This window comes from Pseudomonas sp. RGM2987, assembly GCF_022952855.1.
Classification (GTDB): Bacteria; Pseudomonadota; Gammaproteobacteria; order Pseudomonadales; family Pseudomonadaceae; genus Aquipseudomonas.
On the sequence record NZ_JALJDX010000172.1, the window covers coordinates 20,619 to 38,511 of the forward strand.

Here is a 17,893-nt window from a genome sequence, read left to right on the forward strand (position 1 = left end):
CACCTGGGTCAGTTACTGTTGCCGCTTCTGTTGTTGAGCTCGTAGCCGAGGCTGACGCCAACGCCCTGGAACAGCACCACATCGGCCAGCTGCCGGGCCATTTCACCGGCTTTGGCCAGGCCGGTCTTGGGCACGAAAAGCATGTCTTCCGGCTGCAGGTAGGCGATCTGCGAGGCGTCTCCGCTCAGGGCCTTCTCCACGTCGTAGTGGCGGGCTTCAACCTGATTGCCGTTGCGACGCATGATCACCACCGAATCGAGCCTTGCCTTGACGTTCGTGCCCCGGGCCAGGGTCAGCGCCTCGAGAACGGAGATCGGCCGGCGGATCGGGTAGGAACCGGGTTGGGCCACTTCACCGAGCACGTAGATTTCGTTACCGGCGGTGGACTTGAGCAGCACGTCCACGGTCATGTGGCCGGGCAGCTGGGCATAGCGCTCGTTGAGGAAGGTCTCCAACTGGGTGACGGTCATCCCTTGCAACGGCACCGCGCCGATTTCCGGGAAGCTGGCGTAGCCATCCCGGCCCACGATGATGTCCCGGCTCATGCCGGTGGCCGGGTGGGTCAGGGTGTTGCGCAGGCTCGTCTCGCCGGACAGCGGGCTGGTCACCATTACGGTCAACTGGTTGCGATTGGGCTGGAACAGCATCTTCTGGTCATAGGCCCGTTGCACCGCCAGACGCGCTTCGTCGGTGGTCATGCCGGCGACGTTCACCGACGTGTTGGCCCCCGGCAGGTCGATGCTGCCGTCGGGCATCACCAGTTGCGTGCCGTTGAGTTGGCTGGCGGCGGTGAAGTTCAGGGCAACCTGGTCACCCGGCTGCACGCGGTAAGCCTGGGGACTGGTGGTGCCGATGTGAAAGATCACATCGAGCACATCCTGGGGCCGCAGGGTCTGTTCGACCCTGGGCATGTCGGTGGCCTGGGCGTTGGCCGGTGCGGCCGTGAGGATCTGCACCGGCATCGATCGGGTATCGGAAGTGCTGGAGCAACCGGCAAGCGGCAGCAACAGCAGGACAAGCATCTTGGCGTTCATCTCGTCATCCTTTTGCAGGCTTACAGGTTGTTGTAGAGCCACTTGGGCATGTAGTACTTGCGGCGGTTGAACACGCTGCCCACCACTTTCGCGCCGGCCTGGGCCAGGCGCTGGCGGGTGGCCTGGGCCACTTCCCAGCGGGTGTCCTCGCCGCGTACCACCAGCACCACGCCGTCAACCTGGGTGCTGAGCACCAGGGTGTCGCTGGCCGAATACACCGCGTCGGCGTCGATCACCACGAAGCGGTAGCGTGACGACAATTGCTTGAGCAGCGGGCGCAGGCGCTCGGGGCTCAGGCGTTCGGCATTGCGCCCAAGGCGACCCTGGGGCAGCACATCAAAGGGCAGGCTGGACACCTGCACCACGCAGTCTTGCAACAGCGGTGGGGCGAGGCTGTTGAACAGCAGGTCGCTGAAACCGCGCTCCTTGTGCAGCGATAGCTGCTGGCTGAGGTTGCGTGGCGACTGGCTGGCATCCACCAGCAGCACGGGGCCGCTGCTCATCTGCGCCAGTTGCGCGGCGAGCGCCATGGCGCTGGTGCTGGTGCCGGTGCCGGTATTGGCGGACGTCAGAAGCAAGGTCCGCAGTGAAGGGTCGAGCACGGTCGAGGTCAGGTTGCTCTCGCTCGGGCTCGCTATGGTGAGGATATTCGTCGAACCGTCCATTTAACTCGCTCCGTGGCCGCTGAACACTTTGAAGGGGGTAATCACCAGGATCTTCAAATCCAGCAACAGGCTCTGCTCGGCGATATAGCTGAGGTCCAGTTCCACGCGCTGGTCGAAGTCGATATTGCTGCGCCCGGAGATCTGCCACAGGCCGGTCATGCCGGGGTAGATGCTCAGCCGCACAAGATGGTTGTCCTTGTAGCGATAGGCGTTGAACGAGGTCGGCCGCGGGCCCACCAGGCGCATGTCACCAGTCACTACATTGATCAGGTTCGGCAGTTCATCGAGGCTGCTGCGGCGCAGGAACCGGCCGATAGGGGTAATGCGTGGGTCGTTGTCGATCTTGAAGTCGATGGCATCGGCGCCGTGTTTGTTCAGATGGCGCAATGACTCCTTGAGGCTCTCGGCGTCGGCGACCATGGTGCGGAACTTGTACATGCCGAACACGCGGCCGCGGTAGCCGGTGCGTTTCTGCACGAACAGCACCGGGCCTGGGCTTGAGCGTTTCACCAGCAGCGCCAGGCCCAGCAGCAGCGGGCAGAGCAGCAGCAAAATGGCCAGTGCGCCCAGGCAGGCCACGATCCGGTTGGTGCGCGAGACGGTCCACGGCCGACCACCGTAGCGGCCGGTCAGCCAGCCACGGCCTTGGCGGTGGATGGCGGCGTCCAGGCGCCGGCGGTGGTCGGGGTCGACACGTTTGTCGCGTCCGAGGGCGTTGGTGGGCAGGTCATGCTCATGGCGGGTCATAGACTCCTCCGCTGAAGTTCGGCCGCAAGCGGCGCGTGGGCGACAGGCAGTGGGTAGTAATCGAGGAACCACTGGATGAAACGGCCCAGGCCCTCGTCCAGTTCGATGCCTGGTGTGAATCCGGAGACCGAGCTTGAGGAGGCGCAGATCAGGTACCTGACCGGATCGCAACGGCAAATTTCCAGGAAAGTGTCCAGCCCGCAGACCCGATGGCCGTCACGGGTCAGCCGCAGGACGCAGTGAGCGCCGATGAACCCGGCTGCGCCGGTCACCAGGATATTCACGCTTGTGGCCCTGTGACGTGGGCGTGCGGCACGGTATGGCGCAAGCCGATGCCGCGATACACAAGCCCGGCGGCGGCCAGGTGTTCAGGGTTGTACAGGTTGCGTCCGTCGATGATCACCCGGGCGCGCAACTTACTGGCCAACAGGTCGAAATCCACCACGCGGAAATTTTTCCATTCGGTACAGATCACCAGCGCGTCGGCGTCTTCCAGGGTGTCGTCGCGAGTGGCGCACAGATTCAGGTCCTTGCGATAGCCATAGAGGCGACGGCATTCGGACATGGCTTCCGGGTCATACGCCTGGACCCGTGCGCCTTCGCGCCACAGTGCGTCCATCAGGTACCGGCTGGGTGCTTCGCGCATGTCATCGGTGTTGGGTTTGAACGCCAGGCCCCAGATCGCAATGGATTTGCCGGCCAGGCCGTCGGGAAATTGCTGGGAGAGTTTCTCGAACAGGATATGTCGTTGGCGGTCGTTGACATCGGTGACGCTGCGCAGCAGGCGCAGCGGCATGCCGCTCTGTTCGGCGGTATGCAGCAGGGCGCGCAGGTCCTTGGGAAAGCACGAGCCGCCGAAGCCGCAGCCGGGATAGATAAAGTGATAGCCGATGCGCGGATCCGAGCCGATCCCCCTGCGCACTGCTTCTATGTCGGCCCCCAACCGTTCGGTGAGGTTGGCCAGTTCGTTCATGAAGCTGATGCGGGTGGCGAGCATGGCGTTGGCGGCGTACTTGGTCAGTTCAGCGCTGCGGTTGTCCATGAACATCAGCTTTTCGTGGTTGCGGCAGAACGGCGCGTAGAGCTCGCTCATCTGCTCGCGGGCCAGCAGGTCGGTGGTGCCGATGATGATCCGGTCCGGACGCATGCAATCGGCCAGGGCGCTGCCTTCCTTGAGAAACTCGGGGTTGGACACCACCCGCACGTTCAGTTGTTTCAGGCCCCGGCGAGCCAGCGCCTGGCGGGCGCATTCGGCCACTTTGTCGGCGGTGCCCACCGGCACGGTGGACTTGATGATCAGGGTGCGGTCGCTGTCCATGAAGTCGGCGATCTGCCGGGTCACGGCCAGCACATGGCTAAGGTCGGCCGAACCGTCTTCATCGGCAGGGGTGCCGACGGCGATGAAAATCAGCTCGCCATGGTTGACTGCATCGCTGGCTTGGCTACTGAACAGCAGGCGACCGGCTTTGATGTTGTCTTCGAGCAGATCGGACAGGCCGGGTTCGCTGATCGGTGGCACGGCCTGTTGCAATTGACGGATCTTGTTCGGGTCGATGTCGATGCACAAAACCCGGTGTCCGACATCGGCCAGCGCCGCCGCCTGGATCAGCCCCACATACCCCGTTCCAAATACGCTCACGTCCATCTTTGGCACGCCTCATCAACCGGTTTATGTAACTCGGATGAAACTGTTAAGAGGGGGTATAGCGCAGCCTCAGAAAAGCGTGTCAGCAAAATGACAGTTGTCATCTTCGATAAAACTAGACAGCACTTGGCGTTTTGATATCAAGTCCTTGACTGACTTGAAAAAGTCACGTTTTTAAAGGGTTAAAAGCCTGTTTAACAAAGCGATGAACGGTATTTATCCATAGATTTTGGCGATTTTCACCTGTTAAGTGTGTCATTTTCGAGCTAACTTTTTTTTGACGCATGAACTTTCTTGCGCTTTGGGAAGCGGCTGCTAGTGTCCACAAATCAACCCTGTTTCCAGCACCGCGAATCCGTCGAGAAAACCATGACCCGATACGTCAAGGAACTGCTGTTGGTGCTGTACCTGATCCGTGGCTATCACGATTACCTGGATCGTCTGGCGGCACTGGGTATTGGCGTCGCCACGCTGTTGTACGGTGCGATGTTCGTGGCATTGGTGGTAGCGCTGTGGATGACTGCTTACATCCGCCAGGCGCTGGTGCGGCATCTGTTCGCGTTGGCGATGTTTATCTCGGCGGTGTTTTTCGAGGTCTATGGGCGGGTGACCGACAGTTACCTGACCTACAGCCAGTTCGTGTCGCTGGTCTATTCCGGCGGTTTCATCCAGGAGGCGGCCTACCAGTACCGCGAGGTGATCATCAGCTCGGCGGCCGGCGGCCTGTTGTTGCTGTTGGGCATCGGCCTCAAGCCGCGTCGGCGGATGGCGATGCCGGCCTGGCTGCCCGTCGCCGCGCCAGTGCTCGGGGTGCTATTGCTCAGTACGGTGCTGTTCGTGCGGGCGGGGGAGGGCGCGCGCGGGCTGCCGATCATGTACACGCCGCTGGCCTACTTGAATCTGTTTGGCTACGAGGTCTTGCACAGCACGATCGGCCCTCGCGAATCGATTCGTATCGCGCGGCTAACCTCGCCGATCAATCACGATATCGTACTGATCATCGATGAGAGCGTGGCGGGCAATTACCTGGATATCAACACTGCGGGAGGTGTGCCCACGGGGCTTGAAACGCCGCCTGACGGCGTGCGGGTCTTCAATTTTGGCTATGCGGCCTCCATCGCCAATTGCAGCGCCGATACCAATGTCACCCTGCGTTACGGTGGCACCCGCGCCGACTATGTGCGCATCAACAGCACCTTGCCGTCGATCTGGCAGTACGCCAAAAAAGCCGGTTTGCGCACGGTGTACATCGACGCCCAGCGCACAGGCGGCAATCTGCAGAACCTGATGACCGATGTCGAAAAACGGGACATCGACGAATTCGTCCAATTCGACCAGGCCCGTGTGCTCGATCGCGACATGGCCGCTGCGGCAAAACTGATCGAGCTGCTGGGCGACGACCGGGCCGAACTGGTGGTGGTCAACAAGGTGGGGGCGCATTTCCCGGTCCACGACAAATACCCCGACGACTTCATGCGCTACCGGCCGGCTTTGCCCCGTGGGCAATTCCAGGACATTTCCGACACTGGCAAGCGCGATGGCTTCAATGGTCAGAGCGATGACTGGGTGCTGTACCGCAACGCTTACCGCAACACCCTGCTGTGGAATGTCGGCGAGTTCTTCAAGCGAATCTTCCAGCAGGGCAATTTGAGCAATGCCGTCGTGATCTACACCTCCGACCACGGCCAGGACCTGCACGAGCGCGGCAATCCCGGGCTCAACACCCATTGCGGTGGCTATCCGGTAGCGGAAGAGGGCCTGGTGCCGTTGGTGGTGATGGAGGGGGCGCAGTTGCACACCCTGGATTGGCAACGGGCCTGGGCACAGAACAAGGATCGCTCCAGTCACTACAACATCTTCCCAACCCTGTTGCGTTTGATGGGATACGAACCGACCGCGACCGAATCGGCTTATGGCAAGGCCCTGGACCAACCCACCGATGACGACTTCACCTTCAACTACCGCTTCAACGCCCGACTGGGAGCGAAACCGGCGTGGCGGCACATTGACCTTGACACTATAGTCACACCCAAACCGACCCAGGCTGAAATGACGGCGGGGCATTGATTCCACATGAGGTCTTGAGCGTCCAAAGCCCCCCGTGGGAGCGGGGAGTTCAAAGCAATGGTGTCCGCCACGAATCCCCTAATGTGGGAGCGGGCTTGCTCGCGAAAGCGGTGTGTCAGCTTGCAATGATGTTGAATGTGATGACGCCTTCGCGAGCAAGCCCGCTCCCACAGTATTTAGGGGTGTTCATGGCAATGGTGTCCGCCACGTATCCCTGTGGGAGCGAGCTTGCTCGCGATAGCGGTCTGTCGGTTTGCCGTGGCGGCAAGCCAGTCGCGTAGTCATTTCTGGATGGGTCCGCCGCTCAACTCCGCTATCCTGAGCCCTACGTTTATCCATCGGGCCGTTCCATGCTGCAAGTGCGTGAAGTATTCAAAAGCTACCTCACCCCCCAGGGTCCGCTGCCGGTGTTGCAAGGCATCGACCTGACGCTACCACCCGGCAGCAGCCTGGCGTTGATGGGGGAGTCCGGCAGTGGCAAGAGCACCTTGCTGCACTTGGTGGCCGGACTGGACAAGGTTGATGGCGGCAGCATCCGCAGTGGCGAGTATCAGCTCGACGGGATGAGCGAAAGCCAATTGGCGAACTGGCGGCGTACGGAAATCGGCCTGGTGTTCCAGCAATTCAACCTCATCAGCAGCTTGTCGGTGCAAGACAACCTGGCGTTCCAGGCGCGACTGGCTGGCCGCTACGACCCGGCCTGGCAAAGCCATTTGGTGGGGCGGCTGGGGCTCAAGGACCTGTTGCGCCGCTATCCCGAGCAACTATCCGGCGGGCAGCAGCAACGGGTGGCGTTGGGGCGGGCGCTGGCTTCTCGACCGCCTTTGCTGCTGGCCGACGAACCCACCGGCAGCCTCGACGAGGCCACCAGCGATGAAGTCTTGCAGCTGTTGCTGGAACTGCTGGACGGCAGCTCCACCAGCCTTTTGATGGTGACCCACAGTTCGCGGGTGGCGGCGCGTCTGGCCCAGCGCGTGGTGTTACACCGTGGACGTCTGGCGCAGGCCCAGGCGTGATGATTTTTCGCCAGACCCTCAAGGCCTTGCTCAGCCATTGGCGACAGCACCCGGTGCAGTTTTTCAGCGTATTGACCGGCCTGTGGCTCGCCACCAGTCTGCTTACCGGGGTCCAGGCATTGAACAGTCAGGCCCGGGAAAGCTATGCCCGGGCCAGCCAGCTCATTGGTGGCCAGCCCCAGGCCAGTCTCAGCGCGCCCGGTGGCGGCACCTTTACCCAGCAATGGTTCGTCGAGCTGCGGCGCCAGGGCTGGCCGGTGTCGCCGGTGTTGCAGGCCCGGGTGGTGCTCAAGGGGCATGAGGACCAGCGCCTGCAACTGATGGGCATCGACCCGGTGTCGCTACCACCCGGTACGGCGCTGGCGGGGCAGGCGCGGGAGATGGCCGAGGTCGTGGAATTTTTCACCGACCCCGGCCGCACCTGGATCGCGCCCCAGACGCTGCAAGCTTTGAGGTTGAGTGAAGGTGACCGGCCACAGACCGCCGACGGGCAAACGCTGCCGCCGCTGCATGTCCAGGTGGACATGGCGCCGGGCCTGCTGTTGATGGACATCGGCTTTGCCCAGCAGGTGCTCGGGCTGCCGGACCAGTTGTCGCGACTGCTGCTGCCCGCCACGTTCAGCGCCGCGTTGCCGGAGGCGTTCAACGGTCGGCTGCAATTCAAGCGCGCCGATGAAGAAAACAACCTGTCGCGCCTGACCGAAAGCTTTCACCTGAACCTTGATGCGCTGGGGTTTTTATCCTTTGTGGTTGGTTTGTTCATCGTTCATGCAGCCATCGGCCTGGCCCTGGAGCAACGCCGCAGTCTGCTGCGAACCCTGCGCGCCTGTGGCGTCAGTGCCCGGGTGCTGATCGCTAGCCTGGTCATGGAATTGGGTGCGTTGGCCTTGCTGGGCGGGGTCGCCGGGGTGATCAGTGGCTATTGGCTGGCGAGCCTGCTGCTGCCCGATGTCGCAGCGAGCCTGCGCGGCTTGTACGGCGCCGAAGTGGCCGGGCACCTGAACCTCAGCCCGGCATGGTGGTTCAGCGGTATCGGCCTGAGCCTGCTCGGCGCGCTGCTGGCCGGGGCCGACAGCTTGCTGCGGGCGGCGCGTCTGCCGTTGCTGGCGCTGGCTAACCCCCAAGCTTGGCATCAGGCCCATGGGCGCTGGTTGCGACGCCAGGGCTGGGTGGCCACGTTGGCGGCATTGATCGCTGTGTCGGCGTTGATCTGGGGTGACAGCCTCGCCAGTGGTTTTGTCCTGATGACGGCCCTGTTGCTGGGCGCGGCACTGGCCTTGCCGGTGTTGCTCAACGCAGCGCTGAACCAGTTGGCGCGGCGCGGTCGCTCAGTGCTCGGGCAATGGTTTCTCGCTGACTGCCGCCAGCAATTGCCGACGCTGAGCCTGGCCCTGATGGCGCTGCTGCTGGCGCTGGCGGCGAACATCGGCGCCGGCAGCATGACCTCCGGTTTCCGCCAGACTTTCAACAACTGGCTTGAACAGCGCCTGACCGCCGAGCTGTACATCAACCCGCAAACTGCGGCGCAGGCGGGTGAGCTGCGAAGCTGGCTCATGCAACAGCCGACGATCAGCGCCGTACTGCCCAATTGGCAAGTGTCCGTGCCGGTGCAAGGCTGGCCGACCGACGTCTACGGCATCATCGATCACCCGAACTACCGCCAGCATTGGCCGCTGCTGGAGTCCGCCGGCGACAAGCCCTGGGAGCAACTGGCCGGCGCCGATACCCTGATGCTCAGCGAGCAGTTGGCCCGGCGTCTGAAAGTGAAGGTTGGCGATCAGATGACATTGCCGACGCCCCAGGGGCCCTGGACGCCGCGCATCGTCGGGATCTACGCCGACTACGGCAATCCCAAGGGGCACGTGCTGGTCAATGCCGATCACTTGTTGGCCCATTGGCCGCAGCTGACGCCGAATCGCTTCAACCTGCGTATCGAGCCGTCCGCGATCCCTTCGCTGCTGACGGCGCTGCAAAGCCGCTTCACTCTGGATGACAACCACATTGTCGATCAGGCGCGGCTCAAGGGTTGGTCGACCCAGGTCTTCGAGCGCACCTTTGCCGCCACCGCCGCGCTCAACAGCCTGACCCTGGCGGTGGCCGGGGTGGCGCTGTTCATCAGCCTGCTGACCCAGAGCCAGAGTCGTCTCGGCCAGTTGGCGCCGCTGTGGGCGCTGGGCGTGACGCGGCGCCAGCTGATGCTGCTCAACCTCGGCCAGACCTGGCTGCTGGCGCTGTTGACCCTGGTGCTGGCCGTGCCGCTGGGCATCGCCCTGGCCTGGTGCCTGGACGCGGTGATCAACGTGCAGGCCTTCGGCTGGCGCCTGCCGTTGCGGGTGTTCCCGCTGCAACTGGCGCAATTGCTGGCCCTGGCGATGCTTGCCACGCTGCTGGCGTCAGCCTGGCCGCTGTACGCGCTGTACCGCACGCATCCGGCGGATTTGCTGAGGACCTTCGCCCATGAAGATTAGGATCGGGCTGATGTTGCTGGCGTTGCTCAACGGCTGCGACAACGCCCAGGCGCCGCAAAAGGGCTTTGCCGGCTTGGGCGACCAGGCTGTCGCGTTCACGCCGGTGGTGCCGGGGCGGGTGTTCAGCTTCCCGGCTGACCATGGCGCCCATGAAGGTTTTCGTATCGAGTGGTGGTACGTCACCGCCAATCTCAAGGACGCCCAGGGCCGGGAATTCGGCGTGCAGTGGACGCTGTTTCGCAGCGCCCTGAATGCCGCACCCCAGGTGAGCGGCTGGCGCAACCAGACGATCTGGCTCGGTCACGCCGCCGTCACGTCCGCCACTGTGCACCACGCCGCCGAACGCTACGCCCGGGGCGGGGTGGGGCAGGCCGGCGTGCAGGCTGTGCCATTCAATGCCTGGATTGATGACTGGCAGTTCGCTACCCACGCGCCAGGGGCCGACCCTCTGGCGGACATGCAACTGAAGGCCCGTGACCCGCGCTTCAGCTACGAGTTGCGGCTCACCTCGACCCGGCCGCTGGTGTTACAGGGCGATAATGGCTTCAGCCAGAAATCCGCTGCCGGCCAGGCGTCGTATTACTACAGCCAGCCGTTCTTCCAGGCCAGCGGCCAACTGGACATCGACGGCCAGCGCTATCAGGTCAACGGCCCGGCCTGGCTTGACCGGGAGTGGAGCAGCCAACCCCTTACCGCCAACCAGACCGGGTGGGACTGGTTCTCCCTGCACCTGGACAATGGCGAACATGTGATGCTGTACCGCATGCGCCACAAGGACGGCGCGCCGTACCTCACCGGCACGTGGATCGATGCTCGCGGCCAGGCGCAGAGCCTGCATGCCGGGGACATCGAGCTTGTGCCGTTGGACCGGGCCAAGGTCGCCGGGCGCTCGATGCCGGTGCGCTGGTCGATCAGGATTCCCGGCAAACAGCTCGACATCACCACCCAGGCCCTGAACCCCGACGCCTGGATGGACCTGCGCATTCCCTATTGGGAAGGCCCGGTGCAGTTGCAGGGCAGCCACGGCGGCACGGGCTACCTGGAAATGACCGGCTACTGAAACCCGCCGGAACTCCTCCCAAACCTCGACCCTCATAGCTTATGAATGCCTCGCAGGAGCCCGTCATGAGCGATGACCTCAAACTTCCGTCCCTGGCCGATTGGCAGCGACTGTTCGACGACCAAGCTTATTGGCAGCAGTCCCCCGACGCCCATTTCACCGAGTTGATGCGAGTGGCCGACGACCTGTTCGGCCAGGGCGCCATCGACCTGACGCAGTGGCAGGAGCTCAAGGCCCGGGCCGAGCAACTGCACCAACGTTCCCCGGATGCCAATGTCGCCGAAGAAGTCGCCGACCCCGACGCCTGATCCCAGGCGCGAACGACCCAAGGAGTTCGCCATGAAGCACCATCCTGATCAAGCCCAGCAGAACCCCGACGAACCGGCAATGCCCGGCGAAGTGGAGCGCGACAACGACGCCCTTCGCCCGAACGACCCGGTCAAGCGCAAGCAGCAGGGCGACCCCGAGGCGGGGGAGACCGATGCACAGAAAACCGGGCGGCATGACTGACTTCGCATATATCGTCAGTTATTAAACGAATTTGTTAATAAATGTTTAACTCGGCTGTGAAGTGTTGGGTGGGCTAGCTGATAACTTTTTGTACTTGCTAATTATTTTTGTATAGCTGTTTGTACAGTTATTTATAGGTGATATGTGTCACACACAAATCCCTGTGGCGAGGGAGCTTGCTCCCGCTGGACTGCGCAGCAGGCCCCAAAAGCGGCGTCCGCTGCGCGGCCGAGCGGGGGCAAGCTCCCTCGCCACAGGGGCGGTGTAGATCAAATGTAATTGTACGAACGGGAGGGTATTTGTTCAGTCGTTGATAGTTACGACTAAAGATAAACAGATATTTAAACGGGACGGCGGACACAGTGTGAAAGTTCCACTATTATTGTGCCCGTTCGCCCAGTGTTGGCTCTTTACCAGTGCATGGAATGCCGAGGCCGTTGCACTGGGCGAACACCATCCGGATTAAAACTTTTTGATAAGTCTGATTGCACATCGACCAGCAGCGGCTGGTCGATGAGTGGATGGTTGTGTCGGAGTTAAGCGGCGGGCGCCGCACCCCAGCTGTCGGTATTTGAAGTACTGCTCCCAATGTGAGTCCAATCGATTTGGCGGTACGAGAAATGTACCTCCTGCATGTGGGTAAGATGCGCGTTGGCCGGATCTTGGCAATGGAGCATGTAGTCCTTGATCTCGACGATAGACACGTCCATTAAGGTAGTGGTGTAGTAACGCTCCTCCTTGCCCTCGCTGGAAGTTCGGTACCAGCTGATTTCAACGCTCTTCAGGAGCTGGCGGCTGCTCAGGAATCCCTGCAACAGTGGCGAGGTCCTGTCGAATATCTTGGTGACAACCAGAGGATGGTGGAGGCGCTGGCCAGCTACCTGACCGGACTGGGGGGAATACGGGACGGTTATACGATGCTCGATAGCCTGTACCATCACCTCATCTATATGACCGGACTGGTACAGATTGCCTACCGACTTGGGGGTGGACGCGTCTGCGGTGACCAATTCGTTGTTCGGGCCAATAATGGACATGTATGCGGGGATAGCCAATGGACGCTCCTTCCTGGATAACGAAGTCCTCGAGGACGTGAATCGTCCCGAGGGGCCAGACGATTATCAAGAGCTGTGCCATTTTTAAAAAAATCTTCTAAATCAATGCGTTGGATGTTTTGTTTGCACAAATCCACGCTGTGCTGACAGAAAATCGCATCAAGCCTTGCCCAGCCCAACGCAACTTCCTGCCATCCCCGTCTTACAACCTATTCCTACACACCCAACGCCGCCAGGCATTCATCGATGGAGCGCTGTTGCGTCTGGGCATACAGCCCCAACTCGTCGATCGTCGCCCGCCCCAGCGCCTCTTCGAAAGCCTGGCGGTTGGACTGTCCGGCATAGTGATTCTGGGCGGCATCGCCGAGGTTGGACTGGAAGATACCGGCGGCGCTGACTGGCAAGAAGTCTTCATACACCAAAGGCTCGGCGCGTAGGTATTGCTGTTCCAGCAGTTGTTCGAGCGTAGCGCCTCGGTCGAGGGTGCCTTTGGCGGCAAGGCCTTCGGGCGTCACGAAATAGCGGAAGTAGGCCAAAGCTTGCCGACGCAATTCATCGTGAGTATCCGGGAACGACACGAAGTGCTCGGCCATCAGCGTGTTATAGCGCTCGGCATTGGCTTCGTTGGGAAACGCCCCCAGGGCATCACGCGCCGCGTTGAGCAATTGATCGTAAAGCGCACGACCCTTTGGCGTGAGGGCGGCGCCGCGCTGTTCGATTTCGCCGAAGCGGGCGCTGTGGCTGCCTTGGGACTGCGGCTGGTCGGTAAAGGCGACGGGCTCGTCGAGGGCCTTGAAGCTGGTCTGGCGCAGCAGGATCGGACACTGGCGACGGGGCGGGCCTTCGATCACGGCTTTGGGAGTAATGCCATGCACGGGCATCTGGGCCTGGACGATGTCGATGTCCAGGGTGCGCGGCGTCAGGTGATTGATGTGCGGGCCCTTGAACGCCACCACATCGGCGATCAGCCGATGCTGGGCGCTCAACTGCCGGTATTGCTCTGCGGTGACGGTGGCGCTGTGGTGCCAGCGAAAGGTCTCCAAGGCCTGTAGGACAAAGTCTTCGGCCTGCGACTCTGTCAACCCACCCTGACCCTCGGCAAGATCGATGAGCGCCAGGGCGCGCGGGGTGAAGATCTGTCGTTTGGCCAGGACTGACTCGGCGAAGCTTCGAAGCTCGGTGTTCTCGATCAGTTCCAGGCGCAGCAGCGAGGTAAACACCCGGAACGGGCTGACTTGCAGCGCGGTTTCATGCACGGCACGGAACGCGGTGGAGTGCACCGGCACCCCGGCTGGCGTGAGGTCGTAATAGCCCACCGGCTGCATGCCCATGACGGCAAACAATCGCCCCAGCGTCGCCAGTTCTGCCGCCGTGCCGACGCGGATCGCGCCATGGCGCTCCAGGTCCAGGCGCTCCAGTTCACCGGTGCTGCGCAGGTGGGCGGCCAGCGAAGGGGCTTGCGCCAGCACTTGGGCGTTGGTCTGTTCCACCAGTTGCACCAGCGCGCCATACAGCGGCACTTCGTCGCGGTACATGTCGGACATCGCTCGGGAGAAGCGTTGGCGGATCAGGTCGGGACTGACGAAACTCATTGTGGGAATTCCTGGCGCTGGCTGTGGGAAGTGTCGAGAAAGATCGCAGCCTTCACCCATCCCGGCAAACGAAGAATCTTCCGGACTTCATTCTGCCAGGGACTGATCCACCAGCTCGATCCAGTGCCGCACGGGCGTGCGACCGGCGCTGTCGAGGTGGTTCTGGCAGCCAACGTTGGCCGTGACGATCAGCTCCGGTCGGCCGCTTTCCAAGGCATTGAGGCGGTTGTCGCGCAACTGCCGCGCCAACACCGGCTGAGTCAGCGAGTAGGTACCGGCCGAACCGCAGCACAAGTGGCTGTCGGGCACTTCGGTGAGGTTGAAGCCCAGGCGCGTCAGCAACGCCTCGATGTGGCTACCGAGTCTTTGCGCATGTTGCAAGGTACAAGGGCAATGGACGGCGATGCGCTGGTTCCTGGCGGCGCAGATCTGTTCCAGCGGCTCCTGGCCGAGCACTTGCACCAGGTCCAGGGCCCGCTCGCTCACCTGTCTGGCCTTGGCGGCATAGGCTGGATCAAGTTCCAGCAGATGCCCGTAGTCCTTGATGAAAGCGCCACAGCCACTGGCGGTCTGGACGATGGCCTCGGCGCCCTTGTCCAGATGCGGCCACCATGCGTCGATGTTGCGCCGGGCGCGATCCAGGCCGGTTGCCTGGGCGTCGAGGTGATAATCCAGCGCGCCGCAGCAGCCTGCTTCAGGGGCAGCGATGACGCTGATGCCGAGGCGGTCCAGTACCCGTGCTGCCGCTGCATTGGTATTGGGCGAGAGCCCCGGTTGCACGCAGCCTTCGAGCAGCAACACTCGGCGGGCATGGCGCACCGGCGGGCGCTCGCCGTGGGAAGCCGAGGGGTGGGGTAGCTTGCCACTGAGGGGCGTCGGCAATAGCGGACGAAACACCGTGCCAAGGCGCAGCAGGGCTTTGAAGCGTTCGGGACTGGCGGCCAGGCTGCGCAGGCCCAGGCGCAATGCACGTTGGCCGGCCGGGCGCGGGACGGCTTGATCCACCATCGCTCGGCCGATGTCCAGCAGGTTGTGGTAATCCACGCCGGACGGGCAAGTGGTTTCGCAGCTGCGACAGGACAGGCAGCGATCCAGGTGCAGTTGGGTGCTGGCGGTGGCGGGTTGGCCTTCGAGCACCTGTTTGATCAGGTAGATGCGCCCGCGCGGGCCGTCCAGTTCATCGCCGAGCAGTTGATAGGTGGGGCAGGTGGCATTGCAGAAGCCGCAATGCACGCAACTGCGCAGGATCCGTTCGGCTTCTTCGGCGCGGGGCAGGCGTTTGGCGTCGTCGCTGAAACGGGTTTGCATACGTTGATGGCCTGTACGGTTAATTTGAGTGCTCGAATTAGCCACACAGGCCACTATAGCTCCGGGTACATCCGACCGGGGTTGAACAGCCCCAGCGGATCGAGCCGGGCCTTGAGCTGGCGGTGGTAACGCAGCAGCGCCGGGGCCAGCGGTTGGAACGGTGTCTCGCTGACGCCATGACTGTAGCAGGTGGCATGGCCGCCCAGTTCAAGGGCCAGGGGGTGTACCGTAGTGGCATCGGTTTTCAACCAGCGTTGGGCGCCGCCCCAGTCGATCAATTGCGCGCCGGGCAAGGCAAGTGGGCCGGTAGTGCCGGGCAGCGACAGGCGCCATAGCGGCAGGCGCTCGTCGAAAAATGCCAGGCGATGTTCGTTCAGGTCCGCCCAATAGATGTCATCGATCACTTCGCCGCCGAATCGCTGGTGCGCGGCACTGACGGATCCTTCGCCGCCTTCGAGGCGCAGGCGCAGACAGTCGCCGTCATGGCTGGCTGCGCTGATGGGTAAAGGCTGCCGGCCCCACTCGGCGAGTTTTGCCAAGGCCTGGCTGGCGTCCATTTCCAGACGAATGCTCAGACTGTGACGAGGCTTGGGCAGGACTTTCAACGAGACTTCGGTGATTACCCCCAGGCAGCCGAAACTGCCGCTCAGCAGGCGCGACAAGTCATAGCCGGCGACATTTTTCATCACCTCGCCACCGAACCGCAGATGCGTGCCGTGGCCGCTGATCAGGCGGCTGCCGAGCACGAAGTCGCGCACCGAACCGGCCCAGGGCCGACGCGGCCCCGATAGCCCGGCGGCCACCATGCCACCCACGGTGGCGTTGCCGTCGAATGTCGGCGGCTCGCAGGGCAGCCGCTGCCCGGCGGCGTCCAGGGCGGCCAACAGCATGCGCAGTGGGGTACCGGCCCGGGCGGTGATGACCAGTTCGGTGGGATCGTAATGGACGATGCCGCAATGAACGCGGGTGTCCAGCACTTCGCCGGCCACTTCGCGTCCCAGGAATGCCTTGCTGTTGCCACCCTGGATACGCAGCGGCGTGGCGTCGGCCCGGGCGCGGTTGACCTGGTCCAGCAACAGCTCGCTGGCGTCGCCGTCTGCTGCGCCGATCATCAGAAACGCTCCAGCTCGGGAAACGGCAGTTGCCCGCCATGGATGTGCATGGCGCCGAACTCGGCGCAGCGATGCAGGGTCGGGATGTTCTTGCCCGGGTTCAGCAAGCCCTGGGGGTCGAACGCGGCTTTTACCGCGTGGAACAGCTGCAGCTCGTCGCTGTTGAACTGGGCGCACATCTGATTGATTTTTTCCCGGCCGACTCCGTGCTCGCCGGTGATGCTGCCGCCGACCTGCACGCACAGTTCAAGGATTTTCCCGCCCAGGGTTTCGGCGCGTTCCAGTTCGCCGGGACGATTGGCGTCGAACAGGATCAACGGGTGCATGTTGCCGTCGCCGGCGTGGAACACGTTAGCGACCCGCAGCCCATGTTCGGCGCCGAGGCTGGCAATGCGTTGCAGCACTTCGGGCAAGGCACGGCGGGGGATGGTGCCGTCCATGCAGTAGTAGTCCGGCGCCAGGCGACCCACTGCCGGGAAGGCATTCTTGCGCCCGGCCCAGAACCGTAGGCGCTCGGCTTCGTCCCGCGCCTGGCGCACCTCGGTGGCCCCGGCCTGTTGCAGCAGTTGGTCGACCCGTCGGCAATCGTCGTGGACGTCGGACTCGACGCCGTCCAGCTCGCACAACAGGATCGCCTCGGCCTCTACCGGATAGCCGGCGTGGATGAAGTCTTCGGCGGCGCGGATCGCCAGGTTGTCCATCATCTCCAGGCCCCCGGGGATGATGCCGGCGGCAATGATATCGGCCACTGCTCGTCCGGCCTTGTCCACTGAATCGAAGCTGGCCAGCAGCACCTTGGCGACCTGGGGCCGTGGCAGCAGTTTTACCGTCACTTCGGTGATGATCCCCAGCAACCCTTCGGAGCCGGTGAACAGCGCCAGCAGGTCCAGGCCCGGGGCGTCCAAGGCCTCGCTGCCCAGGGTCAGGTGTTCGCCTTCAATGGTCAGAATTTCCAACTTCAGCAGATTGTGCACCGTCAGACCGTACTTGAGGCAATGCACGCCGCCGGCGTTTTCCGCGACATTGCCGCCGATGGAGCAGGCGATCTGTGACGAAGGATCCGGCGCGTAATACAGCCCGAACGGCGCCGCGGCCTGGGAGATCGCCAGGTTGCGCACCCCTGGCTGCAAGCGTGCGGTGCGTGCCTGCGGGTCGATGTGCAGGATTTGATTGAAACGCGCCATCACCAGCAGCACACCGCTCTCCAGGGGCAGGGCGCCGCCGGACAAACCGGTCCCGGCGCCCCTGGCCACCACCGGGACGTTGTGTCCATGGCACAGCTTGAGCAGGGCCTGCACCTGTTCGACCCGCCGCGGCAAGACCACCAGCATTGGCGTGGTGCGGTAGGCCGACAGCCCGTCGCACTCGTAGGGCTTGAGGTCTTCCTGGTGGTGGAGGATTTCCAGGTCCGGGATCCGGGTCTGCAACGCTTTGAGAAGGGCTTGCTTGTCGACCTTTGGCAGCGGGCCGTCGAGGTGCTCGTCGTAGAGGATGTTCATGGATGTGTTCCTGAGTAAATGAACCGTGGCGAGGGAGCTTGCTCCCGCTCGAGTGCGTAGCACTCGTGAACAGAGGGGCCGCTTCGCCCGAGGCGTCGGACCGTCCCAGCGGGAG

Annotated in this window: 15 protein-coding genes and 2 pseudogenes; 6 read left to right on the forward strand and 11 right to left on the reverse strand. The window is 62.9% G+C overall.

The window, feature by feature from the left end:
- Positions 1–8 precede the first annotated feature (8 nt).
- The 6 genes and pseudogenes from RGM2987_RS09330 to RGM2987_RS09350 form a co-directional block, all read right to left on the reverse strand.
- Positions 9–1,034, reverse strand: coding sequence for a polysaccharide biosynthesis/export family protein (locus RGM2987_RS09330; RefSeq protein WP_245140075.1), 1,026 nt, complete (start codon positions 1,032–1,034; stop codon positions 9–11).
- A gap of 20 nt (positions 1,035–1,054) precedes the next feature.
- On the reverse strand, positions 1,055–1,699 hold the full coding sequence (locus tag RGM2987_RS09335; RefSeq protein WP_245140076.1) for a CpsD/CapB family tyrosine-protein kinase: 645 nt from the start codon (positions 1,697–1,699) through the stop codon (positions 1,055–1,057).
- Entirely contained in the window at positions 1,700–2,446 is a 747-nt protein-coding gene (locus RGM2987_RS09340; protein ID WP_245140077.1) for a sugar transferase, read from the reverse strand. It abuts the gene before it with no gap.
- Positions 2,443–2,592 (reverse strand): annotated as a pseudogene (locus RGM2987_RS27575) (UDP-glucuronate 5-epimerase); the annotation flags it as partial. The gene RGM2987_RS09340 and the pseudogene RGM2987_RS27575, both read right to left, overlap by 4 nt.
- Positions 2,593–2,631: 39 nt before the next feature.
- Positions 2,632–2,730 (reverse strand): annotated as a pseudogene (locus RGM2987_RS27580) (NAD-dependent epimerase/dehydratase family protein); the annotation flags it as partial.
- Positions 2,727–4,091 (reverse strand): UDP-glucose/GDP-mannose dehydrogenase family protein, encoded by a 1,365-nt coding sequence (locus RGM2987_RS09350; RefSeq protein WP_245140078.1) that lies wholly within the window; start codon positions 4,089–4,091, stop codon positions 2,727–2,729. The pseudogene RGM2987_RS27580 and the gene RGM2987_RS09350, both read right to left, overlap by 4 nt.
- A 369-nt stretch (positions 4,092–4,460) precedes the next feature.
- Between RGM2987_RS09350 and RGM2987_RS09355 the strand changes: the two genes are divergently transcribed.
- The 6 genes from RGM2987_RS09355 (at position 4,461) to RGM2987_RS09380 (ending at position 11,212) form a co-directional block, all read left to right on the forward strand.
- Positions 4,461–6,158 (forward strand): sulfatase-like hydrolase/transferase, encoded by a 1,698-nt coding sequence (locus RGM2987_RS09355; protein WP_245140079.1) that lies wholly within the window; start codon positions 4,461–4,463, stop codon positions 6,156–6,158.
- 350 nt (positions 6,159–6,508) lie between these two features.
- Positions 6,509–7,174 carry an ABC transporter ATP-binding protein gene (locus RGM2987_RS09360; RefSeq protein WP_245140082.1) on the forward strand — a complete coding sequence of 222 codons (666 nt, stop codon included), beginning with the start codon at positions 6,509–6,511 and terminating at the stop codon, positions 7,172–7,174.
- A complete protein-coding gene (locus tag RGM2987_RS09365; RefSeq protein ID WP_245140085.1) occupies positions 7,174–9,642 on the forward strand; it encodes an FtsX-like permease family protein in 2,469 nt (822 codons plus the stop codon). The genes RGM2987_RS09360 and RGM2987_RS09365 overlap by 1 nt, the downstream gene beginning before the upstream one ends.
- Positions 9,632–10,702, forward strand: coding sequence for a lipocalin-like domain-containing protein (locus tag RGM2987_RS09370; protein WP_245140088.1), 1,071 nt, complete (start codon positions 9,632–9,634; stop codon positions 10,700–10,702). The genes RGM2987_RS09365 and RGM2987_RS09370 overlap by 11 nt, the downstream gene beginning before the upstream one ends.
- A 65-nt stretch (positions 10,703–10,767) precedes the next feature.
- Positions 10,768–11,010, forward strand: a complete 243-nt coding sequence (locus tag RGM2987_RS09375; protein ID WP_245140090.1) for a hypothetical protein — start codon at positions 10,768–10,770, stop codon at positions 11,008–11,010.
- 31 nt (positions 11,011–11,041) lie between these two features.
- On the forward strand, positions 11,042–11,212 hold the full coding sequence (locus tag RGM2987_RS09380) for a hypothetical protein (RefSeq protein WP_245140092.1): 171 nt from the start codon (positions 11,042–11,044) through the stop codon (positions 11,210–11,212).
- A gap of 536 nt (positions 11,213–11,748) precedes the next feature.
- Here RGM2987_RS09380 and RGM2987_RS09385 read toward each other — a convergent pair.
- The 5 genes from RGM2987_RS09385 to glcD all read right to left on the reverse strand — a co-directional run bounded on the left by RGM2987_RS09385 (position 11,749) and on the right by glcD (position 17,778).
- Entirely contained in the window at positions 11,749–12,267 is a 519-nt protein-coding gene (locus RGM2987_RS09385) for an Hcp family type VI secretion system effector (RefSeq protein ID WP_245140094.1), read from the reverse strand.
- Positions 12,268–12,482: 215 nt separating this feature from the next.
- On the reverse strand, positions 12,483–13,859 hold the full coding sequence (locus RGM2987_RS09390; protein WP_245140097.1) for a VOC family protein: 1,377 nt from the start codon (positions 13,857–13,859) through the stop codon (positions 12,483–12,485).
- Between the two features lie 87 nt (positions 13,860–13,946).
- Complete coding sequence (gene glcF / locus RGM2987_RS09395) at positions 13,947–15,167, reverse strand: glycolate oxidase subunit GlcF (protein ID WP_245140099.1); 1,221 nt, start codon at positions 15,165–15,167, stop codon at positions 13,947–13,949.
- 53 nt (positions 15,168–15,220) lie between these two features.
- Complete coding sequence (gene glcE / locus RGM2987_RS09400; RefSeq protein WP_245140102.1) at positions 15,221–16,279, reverse strand: glycolate oxidase subunit GlcE; 1,059 nt, start codon at positions 16,277–16,279, stop codon at positions 15,221–15,223.
- Positions 16,279–17,778 (reverse strand): glycolate oxidase subunit GlcD, encoded by a 1,500-nt coding sequence (glcD, locus tag RGM2987_RS09405; protein ID WP_245140104.1) that lies wholly within the window; start codon positions 17,776–17,778, stop codon positions 16,279–16,281. Before glcD ends, glcE begins: the two co-directional genes overlap by 1 nt.
- Positions 17,779–17,893 lie beyond the last annotated feature (115 nt).